The organism is Paraburkholderia caffeinitolerans (assembly GCF_902859945.1).
Taxonomy (GTDB): Bacteria; Pseudomonadota; Gammaproteobacteria; order Burkholderiales; family Burkholderiaceae; genus Paraburkholderia; species Paraburkholderia caffeinitolerans.
The window spans coordinates 163,628-181,148 of sequence record NZ_CADIKL010000010.1; the positions used below are offsets into that span (position 1 = coordinate 163,628).

Below are 17,521 nucleotides of genomic sequence, written 5' to 3' on the forward strand. Positions count from 1 at the left end.
CTTACGATAGAAGGGCGAATGTCACTCCAACGTAGGGAATCGACATAGGTATTCGGGGCAAATTAAATTGCCCTTTAGGGCAATAAATTCACATCATGAAATGAAATGGATAAAAAAGCGGCGCAATTAGCCCTAATGGAAACGAGTCAGCCCGGTTAATGCAACACGATGATGCCGCGCAGCGCAATGCCGCCGAAACGACATTTGCATGTCGATTCGGCGGAGAATTTAAATGGGGGAAAAAGCTGGAGGCAGTCTTTAATACGCCTTGCGCAATTGCAGCCAGCAGTGAGCGGAGGTATTGGCTCGCGAGCTGAGAATTTCCGGCGTGCGTCCGAATGGGAACGCCACGCTGGCGCTCACCAGCAGCTTGTACGGGCCGTTCCATTGCACGCCAACGCCGGCGCTGCTCAACTGCCCCGTGTTGGGTCCGGGCACGAAGGTGTTCTTGTATTGCTGGATCCAACCCGTATCCACGAACGCCGAAAACTGCCAGAGCCCCGGAATATTCTGGAACGTTGCATCGTGCCGGTATTCGACCGTCCCCAGATAGCCCCGCGAACCGGACAGCACGCCCACGTCATAGCCGCGCACGCTGCTGGGACCGCCCAGGTAGAACTGCTCCGACGTGTCGAGGTTCTTGCTCGAAGTCTGGCCCGAGAAGCCAAAGTACAGCGCGTCGTTGCGCGTGAGCTGCTGCAGGCGCGACATCGACAGCGACAGCTTCACGTAGTGGCCCGCCGTGTCCGCTCCGAGCTGGTCGACAAAGTCGGTCTGCCAGTTGTTCGCCGAGAGCACGCCATACGTCATCGAAAGGCGTGCGTTCGACACGCCGTACGCATCGAGCTCATCGCCCGCGAGCGTGGGGGACACGCTGTTGGTGTGGCGATCGTTCTGCAGTCCGATGATGTCGATATTGTCGTTGAGCCTGCGGAAGTCGTATTCGAGTTGTCCGTAGAGATTGCCGCGCGTATTGCGGATGAACGGATGCGAGAGCACCGCGCCCGCAGTGAAAGCCGAGCCGTGCGAATCGAGCGCCTCGAGGTCGTTGCCGAGGCGATAGTCGAGCGCCGACACCGTGGCCCCGAGCGTCGTGCCCTGACCGTTGAGCAGGTAGCGGTAGTCCATGCGCCCGTAGGTCATGCCCTCGCCCGTCGTCAACGCGCTGAAGTCCAGCAGGTCGCCCTGATTGAACACGTTGTTGATGTTCAGGTTGCCGCTGCCGCGCACGCGTCCGCTATACGGGTCGCCGAAGTTGTCCACGCCCGCGTCGCCGGTCACGCGCTGCTGCGGCTTCACGTCGACGAGCAGGTCGGAGGTGCCCACCTGCTGACCGGGCCGCAGCGTCGAGTTCACTTCCGCGCCGGGAATGTCCTGCATCAGCAGCAGCGTGCGCTCGAGCTGGAATTCGCTGACCGGCTGCCCCGACTGCAACGCCGCGAGCGTGCTGTTGATCGGGCGCGGCGCGATGTCGTTCGGGTTATTCACCGTGATGGCGCCGTAGCGCGCCTCGGCCACGTCGATGCGCACGACGCCGTTCTCGATCTTCTGCGCAGGCACGTAAGCGGTTGCGAGCGGGAAGCCGTGCTCGTGATACACGTCGCTGATGCGGTCGGCCAGCGCGTTCAGGTCGGCCAGCGTGAGGTTCTTGCCCTCGCTCGGCGCGACCACCTCGCGCAGCGTCTCGGTGGGTATTTCGGTGTTGCCGGTGATCTCGATCTTCTGGACCGGGAACGTCTTCGTGTTGTCCGCCGGTGCCTCCTTCGGCTGCTCGATCGTGAGACCGAGGTTCGAGGAAGGCGGCTGCAGTGAAGGCTGCGGCACCTGCTGGAGCAACTGGCCGCTGCCGCTGTTCGGCGCCGCCGGTGGGCGCACCTGAGCGTGCGCGGCCAGCGCCGTCGTGGCGAGCGTGATGGCGAGGCAGGTTCGTGTTTTGCGCAAGCGGTTCGAGCGAGTCTCGATCATGGTATCTAATGCCTTGGGTCGCCTTGGGTCGCGCTACTGCGCGTGCGTTGTTCTTCTCCTCCACCCGGAGGGCTCAGGGTTTGGCTCAGTTCGTGGGCAGCCGGACCCCTCCGTTCAGGACCGTGAGCGCCATCCCCGGATGGAAGTCCGAGCGCGCCACATTGCGCTCATTGGGATGGTCTTCCTGCTTCTGGTTGCCCGCGTAATTGCCCTGCGCGCTGTCCGAGGCCGTGCCGTACGGCGTCGAGACGTCCTGCGGCCCGAGCGGCGCCTGCACGTTCGCGAGCGAGCCCAGCGGGATCGGCGACTCCGGCGCGATGATGTTGGCGGTGAGGCCGCTCGGCTGCTGGAGCACGTAGTTGCCCGCGTCCGCGCCGCTGATCGTCATCGCCGTGCTCACCGGCTTGCCGAAGCCGATCGCCGGATTGTTGAAATAGCCCACGGTGTCGTTGCCGAGCGCGACGTTGTCCTGGCCCAGCACGCCCGCAAGCGTTGCGCCGGACAGCGGGTCGAGCACGGTGCCGTCGTAGAACCGGTTGGTCGTCTGCGTATTCACCACCGTGAGCGGCGCGGGCGTGACCGTGACCCAGTCCACGCCGCCCGCGAGCGTGTAGTTGCTGCCAAGCGCCGCGCCGTTGCCGGTCAGCGTGTAGCCCGAAAGGCCGTTCGCCGCGAACGACTTCTGGTTGCCCACGTTCTTGTCCGCGAGCGTGCCGGTGCCCGAAAGCGTGAGCGTTTCGCCGTTCGCGCCCTGGAGCACGCCGTTGCTGCCGAACAGGCCCGCAGATGCGCCCGTGGTCGCGTCGTACACGCGGCTGCCGGTCAGGCTGAGGATGTACGGCGTGATGTTCGCGGAGGTGCTTGCGGCCGTGTTGAACGTGTAGTTGCCCGCGTCCGCGCCGCTCGCCGTGATGCCGTTCACGGCCACTGCAATGCCGTTGCCGACGTTCGGCGTCGAGAAGTTCGACGACTGCGCGCTGAAGCTCACGTTGTCGCCGCTCAGGATGCCGTTGCTCGCGAGGCCGACCGAAGCGGCCGTGTTGCCGTCGTAGACCTTGTTCACGCCGGTTGCGCTCACGTTGACCGCGAGCGGCGTGATGGTCACCCAGTCGATGCCGCCGACCAGCGTGTAATTGCTGGCGCGCGTCGAGCCGTTGCCGACCAGCGCGTGATTCAGGTCGCCCGGCGTGAGCAGCAGTTTGTCGCCGACGTTGCGGCTCGCAATCGTGCCCTGGCCGAGCAGCGTGAGCGTCTCGCCGTTCAGGCCATCGAGCACGCCGTTCCTGCCGAACAAATGCGCGCCGGCCACATTCGTGCCGTCGTACACGCGCGTGCCCGTGAGATTCAGGATGTACGGCGTGATGTCGGCGGTCGTGGTCGCGGTTGTGTTGAACGAGTAGTTGTTGAGGTCGCTGCCCGTGCCCGTGATGCCCGCCACGTTCACCGTGATGCCGGTGCCGGCGTTCGGCGTGACGAAGTTCGCGCTGCCGGCCGTGAAGGAGGCGGTGTCGCTGCCGATCAGCCCGGTCACGGTCAAGCCATTGAGCGTGGCGTTGGTCGTGGTGTCGTAGACCTTGTTCTGCGCGCTGGCCGTGATCGTCAGGAGCGCCTTCGTGATGTCCGCGCTGGTCAGCACCACCGAACGCCCGAACGAGTAGTTGCTGAGGTCCGTGCCGCTGCCGGTGAGGCCAACGATGATCGGAATACTCGTGCCGACGTTGGGCGTGGTGAAGTTGGCCGAATCGTAGCCGATCTGAGCGTTGTCGCCCTGAATGAGGCCAGTGACACTGAAGGTGCCGAGCGTCGCGACTGTCGTGCCGTCGTAGACCTTGTTGTTGCCGGTGGCCGTGATCGTCAGCGCCTTCGGCGTGACGGTGACCCAGTCGGTGCCGCCAGCCAGCGTGTAATTGCTGGCGAGGCCCGTGCCGTTGCCGAGCGCGAGCGAGCCGAAGTCGGCGAACGGCTTCTGGTCGCCCACATTCTTGTTCTGCAAATTGCCCGAGCCCGTGAGCAACACCGTCTGGCCATTCACGCCCGTGAGCGTCCCATTGGCGCCGAACAGACCTGCCGAGGCGCCCACGGTGCCGTCGTAGACGCGGGTGCCCTGCAGGCTCAGCACGTATGGAAGGATGTCCGCCGTGGTCGTCGCGGTGTTGGCGAACGTGTAGTTCGAGAGCGTGCTGCCGCTGCCCGTGATGCCAGTCACGTCGACCTCGATGCCGTTGCCCGCGTTCGGCGTCACGAAATTCGCGCCGGCGGCCGTGAAGGTGCCGGTCTCGCCCGGCACGAAGCCGCTCACGCTCAGACCATTGAGCGTGGCCGTGGTGGTGGCGTCGTAGGTCTTGTTGTTCGCGCTGGCCGTGATCGTCAGCGGACGCGGCGTGATGTCCGCTTGCGTCGTCACCACCTGGCTGCCGAACGAGTAGTTGCGGATGTCCGTGCCGTCGGCGTACAGGCTGACCGAGATGTTAATGCCCGTGCCGACGTTGGCCTGGGCGAAGGTCGGCGAGTTGTAAAAGACGGCTGCGTTGTCGCCCGCCACGATGCCGTTCACGGTGAAACTGCTGAGCGTGGCGGCCGTGGTGGCGTCGTACACCTTGTTCTGGCCCACGGCCGTGATCGTCAGCGCCTTCGGCGTGATGTTGACCCAGTCGCCCGCGCCGGTGCCGAGCGTGTAGTTGCTCGCCAGCGCGCTGCCGTTGCCCGCGAGCGTGAAGCCCGAAAGGCCGTTGATCGTGGCAAACGGCTGCACATTCACGTTCTTGCTCGCGAGCGTGCCAGTGCCAGTGAGCGTGAGCGTTTCGCCGGCCACGCCGGTGAGCACGCCGCTCGCGCCGAACAGCTGGGCATCGGCGCCGGTCGTGCCGTCGTACACGCGCGTGCCCTGCAGGACCAGCGTATAGGGCGTGATGTTCGCCGTGACGCCCGTGGGCTGCGTCAAGGTGTAGTTGCCCGCATCCGTGCCGCTCAGTCCGAAGTTGGTGGAGACGGCAATGCCGTTGTTGGCGTTCGGGCTGGCGAACGTGCCATTGGCGGTGTTGGTCAGCGTGACCGCGTCGCCGCTGAAGACGCCGTTGAGCGCCGAATTGTGCAGGGTCGCGTTGGTGGTGGCGTCGTAGACCTTGTTGTCGGCAGTGGTGCCGGTCACGCTCAACGCGGCGGGCGTGACCGTCAGCTGGTCGGTGCCGCCTGCGAGCGTGTAGTTGCCCGCGAGACCACCGTTGCTGCCGTTGCCGAGGGCGAGCGTGCCGAGCCCAAACGGCTTCTGGGTGCCGACGTTCTTGTCGTTCAGCACTCCTGAACCGCTCAGGGTGACCGTCTCGTTGCCCACGCCGGCGAGCGTGCCGCCGTTGAACAGATTTGCGTCGGCGCTGGTCGTGGCGTTATACACGCGCGTGCCGATCAGGTTCAGCACGTAGGGCGTGATGGTCACCCAATCCGTGCCGCCAGCAAGCGTGTAGTTGCCCGCGAGCGCACTGCCGTTGCCAGTGAGGATGTAGCCCGTGGTACCGTTCACGCCGAACGGCACCTGGGTGCCGACATTCGGCGAGGAAAGCACGCCGGAGCCGGAGAGCGTGAGCGTTTCGCCGGCCACGCCGGTGAGCACGCCGTTGTTGCCGAACAGCGTGGGAGCGGCGACGACGGTCCCGTCGTACACGCGCGTGCCCTGCAGGTTCAGCACATAGGGTGTGATGTTCGCCGTGACGCCCGTGGGCTGCGTCAAGGTGTAGTTGCCTGCATCCGCGCCGCTCAGTCCAAAGCTGGTGGAGACGGCAATGCCGTCGTTGACGTTCGGGCTGGCGAACGTGCCATTGGCGGTGTTGGTCAGCGTGACCACGTCGCCGCTGAAGACGCCGTTGAGCGCCGAATTGTGCAGGGTCGCGTTGGTGGTGGCGTCGTAGACCTTGTTGTCGGCGGTGGTGCCGGTCACGCTCAACGCGGCGGGCGTCACCGTCAGCTGGTCGGTGCCGCCTGCGAGCGTGTAGTTGCCCGCGAGACCACCGTTGCTGCCGTTGCCGAGGGCGAGCGTGCCGAGCCCAAACGGCTTCTGGGTGCCGACGTTCTTGTCGTTCAGCACTCCTGAACCGCTCAGGGTGACCGTCTCGTTGCCCACGCCGGCGAGCGTGCCGCCGTTGAACAGATTTGCGTCGGCGCTGGTCGTGGCGTTATACACGCGCGTGCCGATCAGGTTCAGCACGTAGGGCGTGATATCGGCCGTGGTCGTGGTGCTGGTGTTCGAGAACGTGTAGTTGCCCGCGTCGGTGCCGCCTTCGGTGATGCCCAGCACCGTCACGAGCTTGCCCGTGCCCACGTCCTTCGTGCCGAAATTGGCCGATGTATTGCTGAAGGTCACGTTGTCGCCCGCAATGACACCCGGGCTGCTCAGGTGGACGGTTGCGTTCGTGTTGCCGTCATAGACCTTGTTGTCGGCCGTCGCCACCACGTTGACGCTGAGCGCCGTGATGTCCGCAGCGAGGTCCTGGGGCTGAGTGAGCGTGTAATTGCCCGCATCGGTGCCCGAGATCGTCATGCTCGCGGTCACCGGCTTGTTGGTGCCCACGTTCTTATCGTTGAACTGGCCCTGGTCCGTGTTGCCCAAGGTCACGCTATCCGTGCCCAGCACGCCTCTGAGCGTCGCGCCGGTCAGCACCGCATTGGCGTTGCCGTCGTATACCTTGTCGTGGGCCACGGTATTGATTACATCCAGTTGCGCGGGCGTGATCGTGACCCAGTCGGTTCCGCCCACGAGCGTATAGTTGCTCGCCTTGGCCGTGCCGTTGCCGGTCAGCGTGAAGCCCGCAAGGCCGTCCGGCGAGGTCGAGAACGCCTTCTGGTTGCCCACGTTCTTGTCCACCAGCGTGCCGGTGCCCGAAAGCGTGAGCGTCTCTCCGTTCTGCCCCTGAAGCACGCCACTGCTGCCGAACAGCGTCGAGACGGCGTTGGCCGTGGTGTCGTAGACGCGCGAGCCCTGCAGATTCAGGATGCGCTGCGTGATGTTCGCGGTGGTGTCCGCAGTCGTGTTGGTGAACACGTAGTTGCCCGCGTCGGCGCCGCTAGCGGTAATGCCGCTCACGTGCACCGCGAGGTTGTTGCCCACGTCCGATTGCGAGAAGTTGGCCGCCGTATCGGAGAAAGTCACCTGATCGCCCGCCACCACGGAGGTGCTGCTCAATCCAACCTGCGCGGCAGTCGTGCCGTCGTACTGCTTGTCCTGGCCCGTGGCCGTGATCAGCGCGCCATTCAGCGGCGTGATGTTCGCGGTAATACCCGTGGGCTGCACGAGCGTGTAATTGCCCGCATCGGTGCCCGAGATCGTCATGCTCGTGGACACCGGCTTGTTGGTGCCCACGTTCTTGGTGTTGAACAGGCCGGTCGTATCGTTGCCGAGCACCACGCTGTCAGTGCCGAGCACGCCGCTCAACAGCGCATTGCTCAGCGCTGCGTTCCGGTTGCCGTCGTAGACCTTGTCGGCCGCGGTCGTATTGAGCACCGTGAGCTGCGCGGGCGTAATGGTCACCCAGTCCACGCCGCCCAAGAGCGTGTAGTTGCTCGCGAGGCCGCTGCCGTCGACCAGCGTCAGCGTGTTGAGGCCAGGGGCGCCGGCAACGAACGGTTGCCGATTGCCCACGTTCTTGGTGGTCAGCACGCCGGAGCCGGTCAAGCCCAGTGTCTCGCCGTTGACGCCGTCGATCACGCCGTTGCTCGTCAAGAACAGGCTTGCGTTGGCGCCGGTCGTGGCGTCATAGACGCGCTGGCCGGTCAGGTTAATGATCTTCGCCGTGATCTCGCCGAGCGTGCCGGTGGCCTGGGTCGGCAGACTGTAGTTCGACAGGTTCGTGCCCACCGCCGCCGAGTAATCCGACGGCTCGAGCGTCGCGCTGATCCCGACGTTCGTGCCCACATTGGGCGAGTGGTAGCCGCTCGATGCGGTCTGCGTGACCTGCGCGCTCTGGTTCCCGACAAAGCCCGAGATCGTGAAGTCGGACGCGCCAAGGCTCACCGAGGTCGTGCCGTCATACTGCTTGATCGGGTTGCCGGTGATCGTAACCGTGAGCGGCGCAGGCGTGATGTTGGCGAACAGGCCCGACGGCTGCGACACAGTGTAGTTGCCCGCCTGCGCACCGCTGATGGTAAAACCGCTGGCCGCGACCGGCAGGTTGTTGCCTACGTTCGCCGTGATGAACTGGCCGGTGGCGCTGCCCGACGAAAGCGTGACGTTGTCGCTGCCGAGCACCCCCGAAAGCGTGGCGACGCTGGTGTTGATGGTGGCGGCGGTCGTGGCGTCGTAGACCTTGTTGTTCGCCACTGCGCCAGTCACCGTGAGCGGCGCGGGCGTGATGTTCGCGGCCAGCCCGGTAAGCGGCTGCAGCGAGTAGTTGCCCGCTGCGCTGCCCGAAATGCTGAAGCCGTTCGCCGTCACGGCAATGCCGTTGCCCACATTCGACTGGGCGAACGTGCCGCTGGTGGACGTGTTGAGCGTGACGTTGCCCGCGTCGGACGGCACGAGGCCCGAGAGCGCCGCGCTGCTGACATTGAGCGTGTCGGCCGTGGTGGTGTCGTAGACCTTGTTGGTTGCGTAGGCGTTGATGACGTACAGCGGCGCGGGGGTGATGATCCCCGGCCCCGAGGCGGTGAGGGGCAACAGGTAATTGCTGAGCAGCGTGCCGCTGTTGGCGGTGTAGTTGCCCGGCACGAGCGATCCGCTGACGATCCAGGTGCCCGCGCCCGCCCTCGCGTAATTGAACTGCGAGGTCGGTGTCACGCTGCCGCCCTCGCCGCTCACGAAGCCGGCGACCGTCAAGTTGCTGCCGGTCACGGGTGCGACCGTGTCGCCGTTGTAGACCTTCCTGGGCAGCCCGGAGACATAGACCGTCAGCGGCGCCTGAAGAATGGTGCCCATACCATAGGCGGCGACCGGGAACGTATAGTTATTGAGGTCGGTTCCCGCGTTCGGCGTCAGTTCGGACTGCGTGAGACTCGCCGTCACTGGCTGGGACCCGGCGTCCTTCCCCGCGTACTGCCCGGTGATGGTCTGGTTGACCGTCGCGCCCTGGCCGTTGACGAAGCCGCTAAACGTAAAACCGTCTGCGGGAATCGTGGCAGTCGTGTTGCCGTCGTAGGTCTTCGTCGGGTTATCCGTAATCGACGCCGTCAGCGAGCCGGGGCCGATCTGCCGCCTCACGATCGTGCCCATGCCCGTCGCGAGGGTCGGCAATGCGTAGTCGGAGAGCAGCGTGTTCGGGCCGGCCTGGTAGTCGCCGGACGGAATGGTCGCGCTCACGTTCCAATAGCCGACGTTGGACGAGGCATAGGTGCCCGTCGGCGGGTAGGGATTCAAGGTGATGGACTCGCCGGGAATCGCGCCGGCCACCTGGTAATTGTTGGCCCCGAGCGTGGCCGTGTCGTTGCCGTCGTAGGTCTTGGTCGGGTTGTTGATGATGCTGACGGTAACGGGCGCGGGCGTAATGATCCCGCTCGATGCGCTTATCGAAGGCGAGAACGTGTAGTTCGACATCGCCGTGCCGGCCGCCGGCACGAAATCGGACGGCGTGAGCGACGCGTTAATCGGAATGTTGGTGCCCGCATGCGACGTGGCATAGGCCCCCGACACCTGGCCGATGGTCGCGCTCTGCCCGCCCACGAAGCCCGTGATCGTGTAGTTCGATTGGCCCAGCACGACATGATTGGTGCCGTCGTAGACCTTGGTCGGCGAGCCGACCAGGGTGATCGTGAGCGGCGCCGGCGTGATGTTCGCGGTGAGGCCGCTGGCGATGGCGGTCACGCTGTAATTGCTGGCCGCCGATCCGGCCAGCGTCACGCCGTTGACCGAGACAGCCAGGTTGTTGCCCACGTTCGACTGGCTGAACGCGCCCGTGGCGCCGCTCGTCGAGAGCGTGACGTTGCCGGTGTCCGAGGGCACGAGGCCCGTGATCGTGGCATTGCTGAGGTTCAGCGCCGCCGCCGTCGTGGCGTCGTACACCTTGTCGCTCGCCGTGATGCCCGTGATCGTCAGCGACTTCGGCGTGATGTTGGCGGCCAGATAGAGCGGCGGCGAGATCGTATAGTTGCCGGCCTTGGCGCCCGTGAGCGTGAAGCCCGTGGCCGCCACGGCAATGCCGTTGCCCACGTTGGGCGTGGCGAACGTGCCGGTTGCTCCGGCGGTGCTCAGCGAAACCTGCCCATTGTCCGAACTGATGACGCCGAAGATCGCCGCACCGCCCGTGTTGAGCGTGGCGGCCCGCGTGCCGTCGTAGACCTTGTTATTGGCGATGAGGCCGGTGATGTTCAACGGCGCGGGCGTGATGGTGCCGGTGCCGGTCGCCGTGGTCGGCAGCGTGTAGTTCGCGAGATTCGTGCCGCTGTTGGCGACGAAATTGGTCGACGTGAAGGTCGCGTTGACGGGGATGCCCGTGCCGGCGTTGGGGCTCGCGTACGCCACCGAACTGGCCTGGTTCACAGTGGCGCCCTGTCCCTGCACGAAGCCCGTAAAACTGTAGTTGCTGGCCGTGAGCGTTGCCGACGTGGTGCCGTCGTACACCGTGGTCGGGTTGTTGACGATGGCGGCCGTGAGCGGCGCGGGCGTGATGGTGCCGATGTCGGCCGAGGCCCTGCCCGTTGCCTGGTAGCCGTAGGCCGGGATGCCTCCCGCCGTGGTGACCTTCACGCCCGCGAACGTGGTGGGCGAGTTCACCGTGATGCCCGTGCCCGCGTTGGACGTGGCATAGCTGCCCGTTGCGCTGGCGATGACGTCGCCGTTCACGAGGCCCGTCGTCTGCAGGTTCGCGTTGGTCAGGTTCGCGGTGGTGGTGCCGTCGTAGACCTTGGTCACGCTGCCGGTCAGCCCGGTCAGCGTGATGGTGGGCGCGAGGCTGTAGAGAAAGCCGTTGCCCGAGGCCGCCGGGGTCGTGCCATAAGGCGCGTTGTACTGAATGTACGAAGGCGTGAGGCCACCGGTGGCGTCCTTCGTCGGATTGGTCGAATAGATCAGCCACGGCGCGGCGGTGCCCGTGCTCACAGCCGCGGCGCCCGCGTTGTTCACGAAGTTGCCGGTCGTGGACAGCGTCACGCCCGTGCCGCCCGTGATCGACCCGCCCGCGCCAATCGTGAGGTTGGCTCCGCGCGCCAGCATGGTCACGCCACCCGCGCCGTTCACGCCCGCGTTCACGTTGATGGCGTTGTACGCATCGAGCGTCAGGCTCGCGGCCGCATTGGTCCAACTGATGGGCGCGGCGACGATGATGTCGCCATTGCCGCCCGGAGTCTGCACGCCGGCGCCGCTCGCGCCCGATGCCGTGGTCTGCTCGACCACGTTCGTGCCGCCGTTGAGCGTGCCCGAAATGGTGCTGGCTGCCGTGGCGTCGATGGTCAAGTCGGTCGGGTCCACGAGCCACGTGCCGGCCCGCCCAAGCGGCGCCGCCGCCGTGATCTGCGTGCCCGGCGCGAGATTGAAATGCGCCGCTGAGGTTTCAATGAAGCCGCCGTTGCCGCCGTTGGGCGCGCTCGCGTCCAGCGTGCCGCCCACATTGACCGTGCCCGACTCCATGCCGCCCAGCAGCACGATCGAGCCATCGTGGTTCTCGACGGTCTGCGCGCGGATCTTGCCCGTGTTGTTCACGGCGCTCGCGAGCAGCGCGTCCTTCGCGCCCGCGGTCATGATCACCTGGCCGCCGTCGGCGACCATCAATTGATTGTTCTCGGCGAGATTGTTGAGCGTGCTCGCATCGACCTGGATATGCACAAGGCGCGAGCCGTCGAACGTGAGCGTGGCCGCGCTGCCGCCCGCCAGCGCGATGGTGCCGAGCCGCGCGCTAATGAGGCCCTGGTTCGAAACGCGATTGCCAATCAGCGCGACATAGCCGCCATCGGCCGCCGTGATCGTGCCCTGGTTAATCACGCTGCCCTGCCCGTTGCCGCTGAAGCGACGTTTGCTGCTGCCGAGGCTGTTCGGATCGACATCGAGCGTGGAAGCCACGATGCCGCCGACGTTCACGCGCGCCGACGGCCCGAACATCACGCCATTGGGGTTGATGAGCCAGACCTGGCCGTTGGCGTTGAGGTTGCCGAGCACGGCGCTCGGCGTACTGCCGAGGATGCGGTTGACCGCCAGCGAGCTCGCGCCCGGCTGCACGAAATTGACCGTATTGCTCGCGCCGACGTTAAAGCTCTGCCAGTTCAGCTGCAGCGTCTGGCTGCCCTGCTGAATGGTGGTGACCGCGCCCGCCTGGCTGATCGAGCCCACGCCCGAAACGATCTGGCCGCCGGTGGGCGCGCCCGCGGCAAGCGCGGGGCCGATCAGCACGAAGGGCATGCCCGCTGCGAAGACCAGCGCCACGACGCGCCGGAAGCCCTTGCCGGTTCGGCTGGCGCCTCTGCCCGAACGCCGCGTCGCAAGCTCCGACGCGACCACCCATTGTCTAAGCGAACGATTCCAGCACAAACGGTAAATGTGATTCATGGCATCGCCCAACGTATACAGGGAAAGAGCAATATCGACACGGCATAAAGGCCAGGCACATAACGGACGCAAGGCGCGACCGCTCAAAATCGACCTTTTGCCTCTGTATGTAAGTTTTCGTAATTCGGCAAAAACCCGCCATAGGTATTGGGGGAAAAATTATTGCCCCTCGGGGCAACTCCCAATGGAAAAAGCCGGCCTGATATTCCATTCGAAACGATCGTATTCCAGATAACGAAGCGATATCCCGAAACGAGCCAGTTACCGTAAAATCCTGACGCCCGGCCCCTACTACTAGATAAAGCTCGAGGAATTGAAGAAATGGCCCAGCTCGTTCATCACCCCGCTTACCTGTTCGTCGCGCTGATCGTGTTGCTTAGCGCGGCCGCCGCCTGCGGCACGCTTTTCATGCAACGCGTCTTTCCACTCTCCGACGATGCGCGGGACAATTACAACGTGGTGCAAGGCGCCACCCTCACGCTGCTCGCGCTGCTGATCGGATTTACGCTCTCGATGGCGGTAAGCCGTTATGACCAGCGCAAAAACTATGAGGAAGAGGAAGCCAACGCTATTGGCACGGAATATGTGCGCGCCGACCTTCTGGGCGCCGCGGACGCGCCCAAAGTCAAAGCGCTGCTGGCCCAATATCTGGAACTGCGCATCGAAAACTACAAAACCCGCGATTCGCAAAAACTCGAAGCGATCAATAACAAAACCACCGCGCTCCAGGCGCAATTGTGGGAGAGCGTGCGCGGCGCGGCGGTGGAGCGGCCCAACCCGATTACGGCGCTGGTGGTGGCCGGCATGAACGACGTGCTGAATACGCAAGGCTATACTCAGGCGGCCTGGCTTAATCGCATTCCGGTCTCGGCGTGGGGCTTGATGATGGCGATCGCGTTTTTCAGCAACCTCATGCAGGGCTACGGCGCGCGCGGCACGACCGGCCGGCGCGTGCTGATGTTCGTGCTGCCGGTGACCGTGGCGCTTTCGCTTTCGTTGATCGCCGATATCGACAGCCCGCGCGGCGGCCTGATTCGCGTGGTGCCCATCAATATGATCAGCCTGCAGCAGTCGCTGGGACAGTTGCCCTGAAACGGCATGAAACCGGCAATGCGTTTAAAGCGCCTCCTCGACCATCGGGGCGGCGCGGCGCAGCAGATCGGCGAACGACGTCGCTTCGAAGCGCTGCATCAGTGCGGCGCGGCAATGCTTGATGGTCCGTTCGGACAAGCGCAACTCGCGCGCAATGTCCTTGTTTTTCGATCCGCCCACGATAGCGGTCAGGACAAAGCGCTCGCGTTCGCTCAACTCAATTGATGGCGTACGCGGCGCCGACGCCTGATTGGCACGCGACGATAGCGCCGCTTCCAATGCGCCCACCAGCACATCGATGCCGAATGGCTTGACCAGAAAGTCCACCGCGCCCGCCTTCATCGCCTTTACGGCGGACGCCACATCGTTGTGCCCACTCATGAACACGATAGGCAACGTGTCGCCGTCGCGCAGCAACGCCTGCTGGAGTGACAAACCACCAGGCCCTGGCAGCACCAGATCGATCAGCGCGCAGCTATTGCCCGTGGGCGGCGGACTCACGAGAAACTCGCCCGCCGACGCATAGGTGCGGACTACATAGCCCGCGCAGCGCAACTGCACAGCCAAGGCATCGCGCAGGCCTTCGTCGTCTTCGACCACGTGAATTGTCGCCTTGCCAGATTCGCTCACAACCTTATTCCCCCTTCGTCCCAACGTCGTTACATCACACGGACGTAAAATAATCGAGGTGGATAAAATGCGTTATCCAAAAAGCGAAATCCTCCAGGAGTGTACGACGTGTCGTTTCCGCCGATTTATTGGCGACAGAACTATTCGGGCTTTGAATTGCAGCAGGCGTTCGACGTCGTTTATGGCGGCCATATCGAACATCGCTTGCTGACTGCCCGAAGCAGTGCAATGGCGCATCAGCGCCTTGCGCTCGGCGACTTGCGGCTCGAAACAGGCTGCTACGATTTTCCGGTGATCGCGCGAGGCAGCATGCCGCGCGAAGCGCTTTGCCTTGGCTTCATGGCCGAAGGGGGGATCACCACGCGCTGCAACACGACCGCGATGGGAGACGATGACATCCAGATTTATCCGGCGGGTGTCGATCTGCTTTACCATGCGGCGGGCTCCTCGCGCTGGGTCAATTTTTTGGTGCCTGAAGAGCAGGTGCAGAAAACCGCGCTGCGCCGCATGGGGCAGACGCTGGAATTGCCGCGGCGCGCAATGACCTCCTTGCGCCTGCCGCCGCGCAGCCGCGCCACGCTCACCGTGCTGACCACCGACGCATTAGGTCTCGCGGAACGCCTCGCGAGCACGGGTGACATCGCCACGGAATTGGCTGACACGATTGGCCAGTCGCTGGTCGACGCCTATGTGGACGCGCTCTGCGATGCCGCACCGGCCGGCAAATCCGGGCGCACGCCCGCCGAGGAGCGCCATCATCGCCTGATCCTGGCGTGCGAGCGCCTGGTGCTCTCCGGGGAGATGGCGGACTTTTCGCTCGCCGATATCGCGCGGCGCAGCGGTTATACCCAGCGCTCGCTCCAAATGATTTTCAAAAACAGCGTGGGTATGACGCCGGGCAGGTGGTTTATGAACGCACGGCTCAACGGCGCGTTGCGCGACCTGCTGAGCGCCGCCCCCGCCTGCACGGTTGCCACCGTAGCCGCGAAATGGGGCTTTCGCCATATGCCCAGGTTCTCGCAATACTACCGGCAGGCATTTGGCGAAATACCTAGCGAAACCTTGAAACGCGTTCGACATTAACCCGAGGCGGGCACCCTTTTTGCCTCTTCTCCTTGCACGAGTCCGCCATGCGGGCATGGCCGCCTTGAGCGGCGAGGAGGCGCGATGCGAGGAATCGGCAACAGCCTGCGCGGTGTAACTTCTGCAATCCTGTTTGCACTGCTTTCGGCGTGCGGCGGTGGTGGCGGCGGCAGCAGCAGCAACGGCACAAGCCCCAGCGCAACCACCCCGCCGGGCGGCGTGCATCTGCAAATCGTCTCTTTCGGCGACAGCCTTTCCGATGTCGGCACCTATGCACCGCTGGCCAGCGCGGTGGGCGGCGGGCGCTTCACGACCAATCCCGGCCAGGTGTGGACGCAAGACATCGCGCAGTATTACGGCGACACCCTGAGCGCCGCGTTCACGATCGGCATCGACCACCGGCTCAGCGCGCAAAGCGGCTTGGGTTACGCGGAGGGCGGCTCCACCGTGGCCACGCCGGCCAACCAGTACGACTTTCTCTCCGACGTGATCGGCAACGTCGAAATGCCCGTGACTCAGCAGCTTTCGAACTACGTGTCCGCGCATGGGAGCTTCAACGCCAATCAACTGGTGCTGGTCTGGGCCGGTTCGAACGACGTGCTGCGCGCCGGCACGCCGCCCGCCGCCAATACGACCGTGGATCAGGCGGCCAGCACGCTCGCCCAGAGCGTCGCGCAGATCGTCCAGGACGGCGCCACCCACGTCGTGGTGATCAATGTGCCGAACGTGGGCCTCTCGCCCAAGGGCATCGCCGAGGCCGACCACGGCGCGAACCTCACCCAGTTGTCGCAACGCTTCAACACCACATTGAATGCCGCGCTGCAAAGCAATGGCCTGCAAGGCAAGGTCATCGAGATCGATTCGTACACGTGGGCCACGCAGCTGATCGCCAATTACCAGGCGAACGGCTTCACGGTGTCCAACACCGCCCAGGCCTGCGACCCTTCGAAAACGCCTGACGACACCTCGCTGCTATGCTCGCCGCCCACCTATGTCACGCCCAACGCGGACCAGACCTATATGTTCGCCGACGATCTCCATCCGACCACGCATATGCACGCGCTCTTCGCGCAATTCGTCGAGCAGCAGATTGCCAAATCGGGGCTGGGCCATTAAGGCGAAGCCAGGGCAGCGAGGCGCTGCTTAAATGCTATCCGTCGCCACCGGCAAACCTTCGGCCTTCCAGCGCAGCATGCCGCCCGCGAGGTTGGCGACCTTGCCAAAGCCGGCCTTGCCCAGCAGCACGCTCGCCTGCGCCGAGCGCACGCCCGAGCGGCACACCGCCACCACTGGCCGCTCGCGGTCGAGTTCGTCGAGCCGGGCCATCAATTGCGAAAGCGGCACCAGCGTGGCGCCTTGCAGGTGGCCCAGGCGATCGATGAACTCCGGCGCCTCGCGCACGTCGACGATCTGGAAATCGGCCGCATGTTCGAGCAGCGCCATGGGCTCGATTTCCCATACGCCGCTAAAGCGCAAGGTCAGCGGTGCCCAGTCGGGCGTCTCCACCGCCACCTGCGCCTCGCCCTCCGGCTTGCCGCAGCGCAGGTTGGCGGGCACCGCCACGGCCATCTGCTTGGGGTGTGGCAAATTCAGGTTGTCCATGTAGCCCGCGAAATCGCCGAGATCCACGTCGCCGCCCAGGCGCGGATTGAAGCGCCGCTCCTCGGCCACGCTCGTGACCGTGATGCCGCGATAATCGTGCGCCGGATAAAGCAGGCAGTCGGCGGGCAGCGTCAGGATCTGCTCGCGCACCGACGCAAACAGTTGCTGCGGACTGCCGCCCTGGAAATCGGTGCGGCCACAGCCGCGAATCAACAGGCTGTCGCCGGTGAAGGCCATGCTCTCGTCGTCGAGCACATAGGTCAGGCAGCCGCTCGTATGCCCCGGCGTCGCGCGCACGCCCAGATAGCGCTTGCCGAACGCCACGCGGTCGCCGTGCTGCAACGGACGGTTCACGCCCTCGGCATGCACCGTGGCCGCGAGCGCGATCTCGCTGCCGCAGCGCTGGCGCATGCGCCACGCGCCGGTCACGTGGTCGGCGTGCACGTGGGTGTCGAGCGTTGCCTGCAAGCGCAGGCCCAGCTCCTGCAACAGCGCGAGATCGCGCGGCACCTGCTCGTAGACCGGGTCGATCAGCAGCGCCTCGCCGCTTTCGACATCACCGAGCAGATAGGTATAGGTAGACGAGACGGAGTCGAATAGCTGGCGAAAGATCATCGCGAACCTCGCGGGAGAGAAAGGCATGACGCGGGCCGGTTGGCGCGCACGTGGGGATTCTCCGTCGATTTTCGCAGA

At 64.8% G+C, this 17,521-nt stretch carries 7 protein-coding genes; 3 read left to right on the forward strand and 4 right to left on the reverse strand.

All coding sequences use genetic code 11. From position 1 onward, the window contains the following. Positions 1 to 258 precede the first annotated feature (258 nt). Positions 259 to 1,965, reverse strand: coding sequence for a ShlB/FhaC/HecB family hemolysin secretion/activation protein (locus HV773_RS12735; RefSeq protein ID WP_129564096.1), 1,707 nt, complete (start codon positions 1,963 to 1,965; stop codon positions 259 to 261). Between the two features lie 85 nt (positions 1,966 to 2,050). Beyond that, positions 2,051 to 12,421 (reverse strand): YDG domain-containing protein, encoded by a 10,371-nt coding sequence (locus HV773_RS12740; protein ID WP_175195285.1) that lies wholly within the window; start codon positions 12,419 to 12,421, stop codon positions 2,051 to 2,053. A gap of 321 nt (positions 12,422 to 12,742) precedes the next feature. On the opposite strand from HV773_RS12740, the gene HV773_RS12745 reads away from it, so the two are divergent. Then, on the forward strand, positions 12,743 to 13,513 hold the full coding sequence (locus tag HV773_RS12745; RefSeq protein ID WP_129564094.1) for a bestrophin-like domain: 771 nt from the start codon (positions 12,743 to 12,745) through the stop codon (positions 13,511 to 13,513). 24 nt (positions 13,514 to 13,537) lie between these two features. Here HV773_RS12745 and HV773_RS12750 read toward each other — a convergent pair whose 3' ends face one another. Then, a complete protein-coding gene (locus HV773_RS12750; RefSeq protein ID WP_129564093.1) occupies positions 13,538 to 14,143 on the reverse strand; it encodes a response regulator transcription factor in 606 nt (201 codons plus the stop codon). A 309-nt stretch (positions 14,144 to 14,452) separates the two neighbouring features. Here HV773_RS12750 and HV773_RS12755 point away from each other — a divergent pair, with 309 nt between their 5' ends. Together HV773_RS12755 and HV773_RS12760 are read left to right on the forward strand one after the other, a co-directional pair. Beyond that, positions 14,453 to 15,226 (forward strand): AraC family transcriptional regulator, encoded by a 774-nt coding sequence (locus tag HV773_RS12755; RefSeq protein ID WP_246282274.1) that lies wholly within the window; start codon positions 14,453 to 14,455, stop codon positions 15,224 to 15,226. An 84-nt stretch (positions 15,227 to 15,310) separates the two neighbouring features. Beyond that, positions 15,311 to 16,342 (forward strand): SGNH/GDSL hydrolase family protein, encoded by a 1,032-nt coding sequence (locus HV773_RS12760; RefSeq protein WP_129564092.1) that lies wholly within the window; start codon positions 15,311 to 15,313, stop codon positions 16,340 to 16,342. A gap of 27 nt (positions 16,343 to 16,369) precedes the next feature. On the opposite strand, the gene HV773_RS12765 is transcribed toward HV773_RS12760, so the two are convergent. Further along, positions 16,370 to 17,443 carry an MBL fold metallo-hydrolase gene (locus tag HV773_RS12765; protein ID WP_129564479.1) on the reverse strand — a complete coding sequence of 358 codons (1,074 nt, stop codon included), beginning with the start codon at positions 17,441 to 17,443 and terminating at the stop codon, positions 16,370 to 16,372. Positions 17,444 to 17,521 lie beyond the last annotated feature (78 nt).

Bases quoted from the DNA above. Each gene is read 5' to 3' on its own strand.
- HV773_RS12765 (WP_129564479.1), bottom strand. From the start codon at position 17,443: ATGATCTTTCGCCAGCTATTCGACTCCGTCTCGTCTACCTATACCTAT.
- HV773_RS12755 (WP_246282274.1), top strand. From the start codon at position 14,453: ATGCCGCGCGAAGCGCTTTGCCTTGGCTTCATGGCCGAAGGGGGGATC.
- HV773_RS12735 (WP_129564096.1), bottom strand. From the start codon at position 1,965: ATGATCGAGACTCGCTCGAACCGCTTGCGCAAAACACGAACCTGCCTC.
- HV773_RS12740 (WP_175195285.1), bottom strand. From the start codon at position 12,421: ATGAATCACATTTACCGTTTGTGCTGGAATCGTTCGCTTAGACAATGG.
- HV773_RS12760 (WP_129564092.1), top strand. From the start codon at position 15,311: ATGCGAGGAATCGGCAACAGCCTGCGCGGTGTAACTTCTGCAATCCTG.
- HV773_RS12745 (WP_129564094.1), top strand. From the start codon at position 12,743: ATGGCCCAGCTCGTTCATCACCCCGCTTACCTGTTCGTCGCGCTGATC.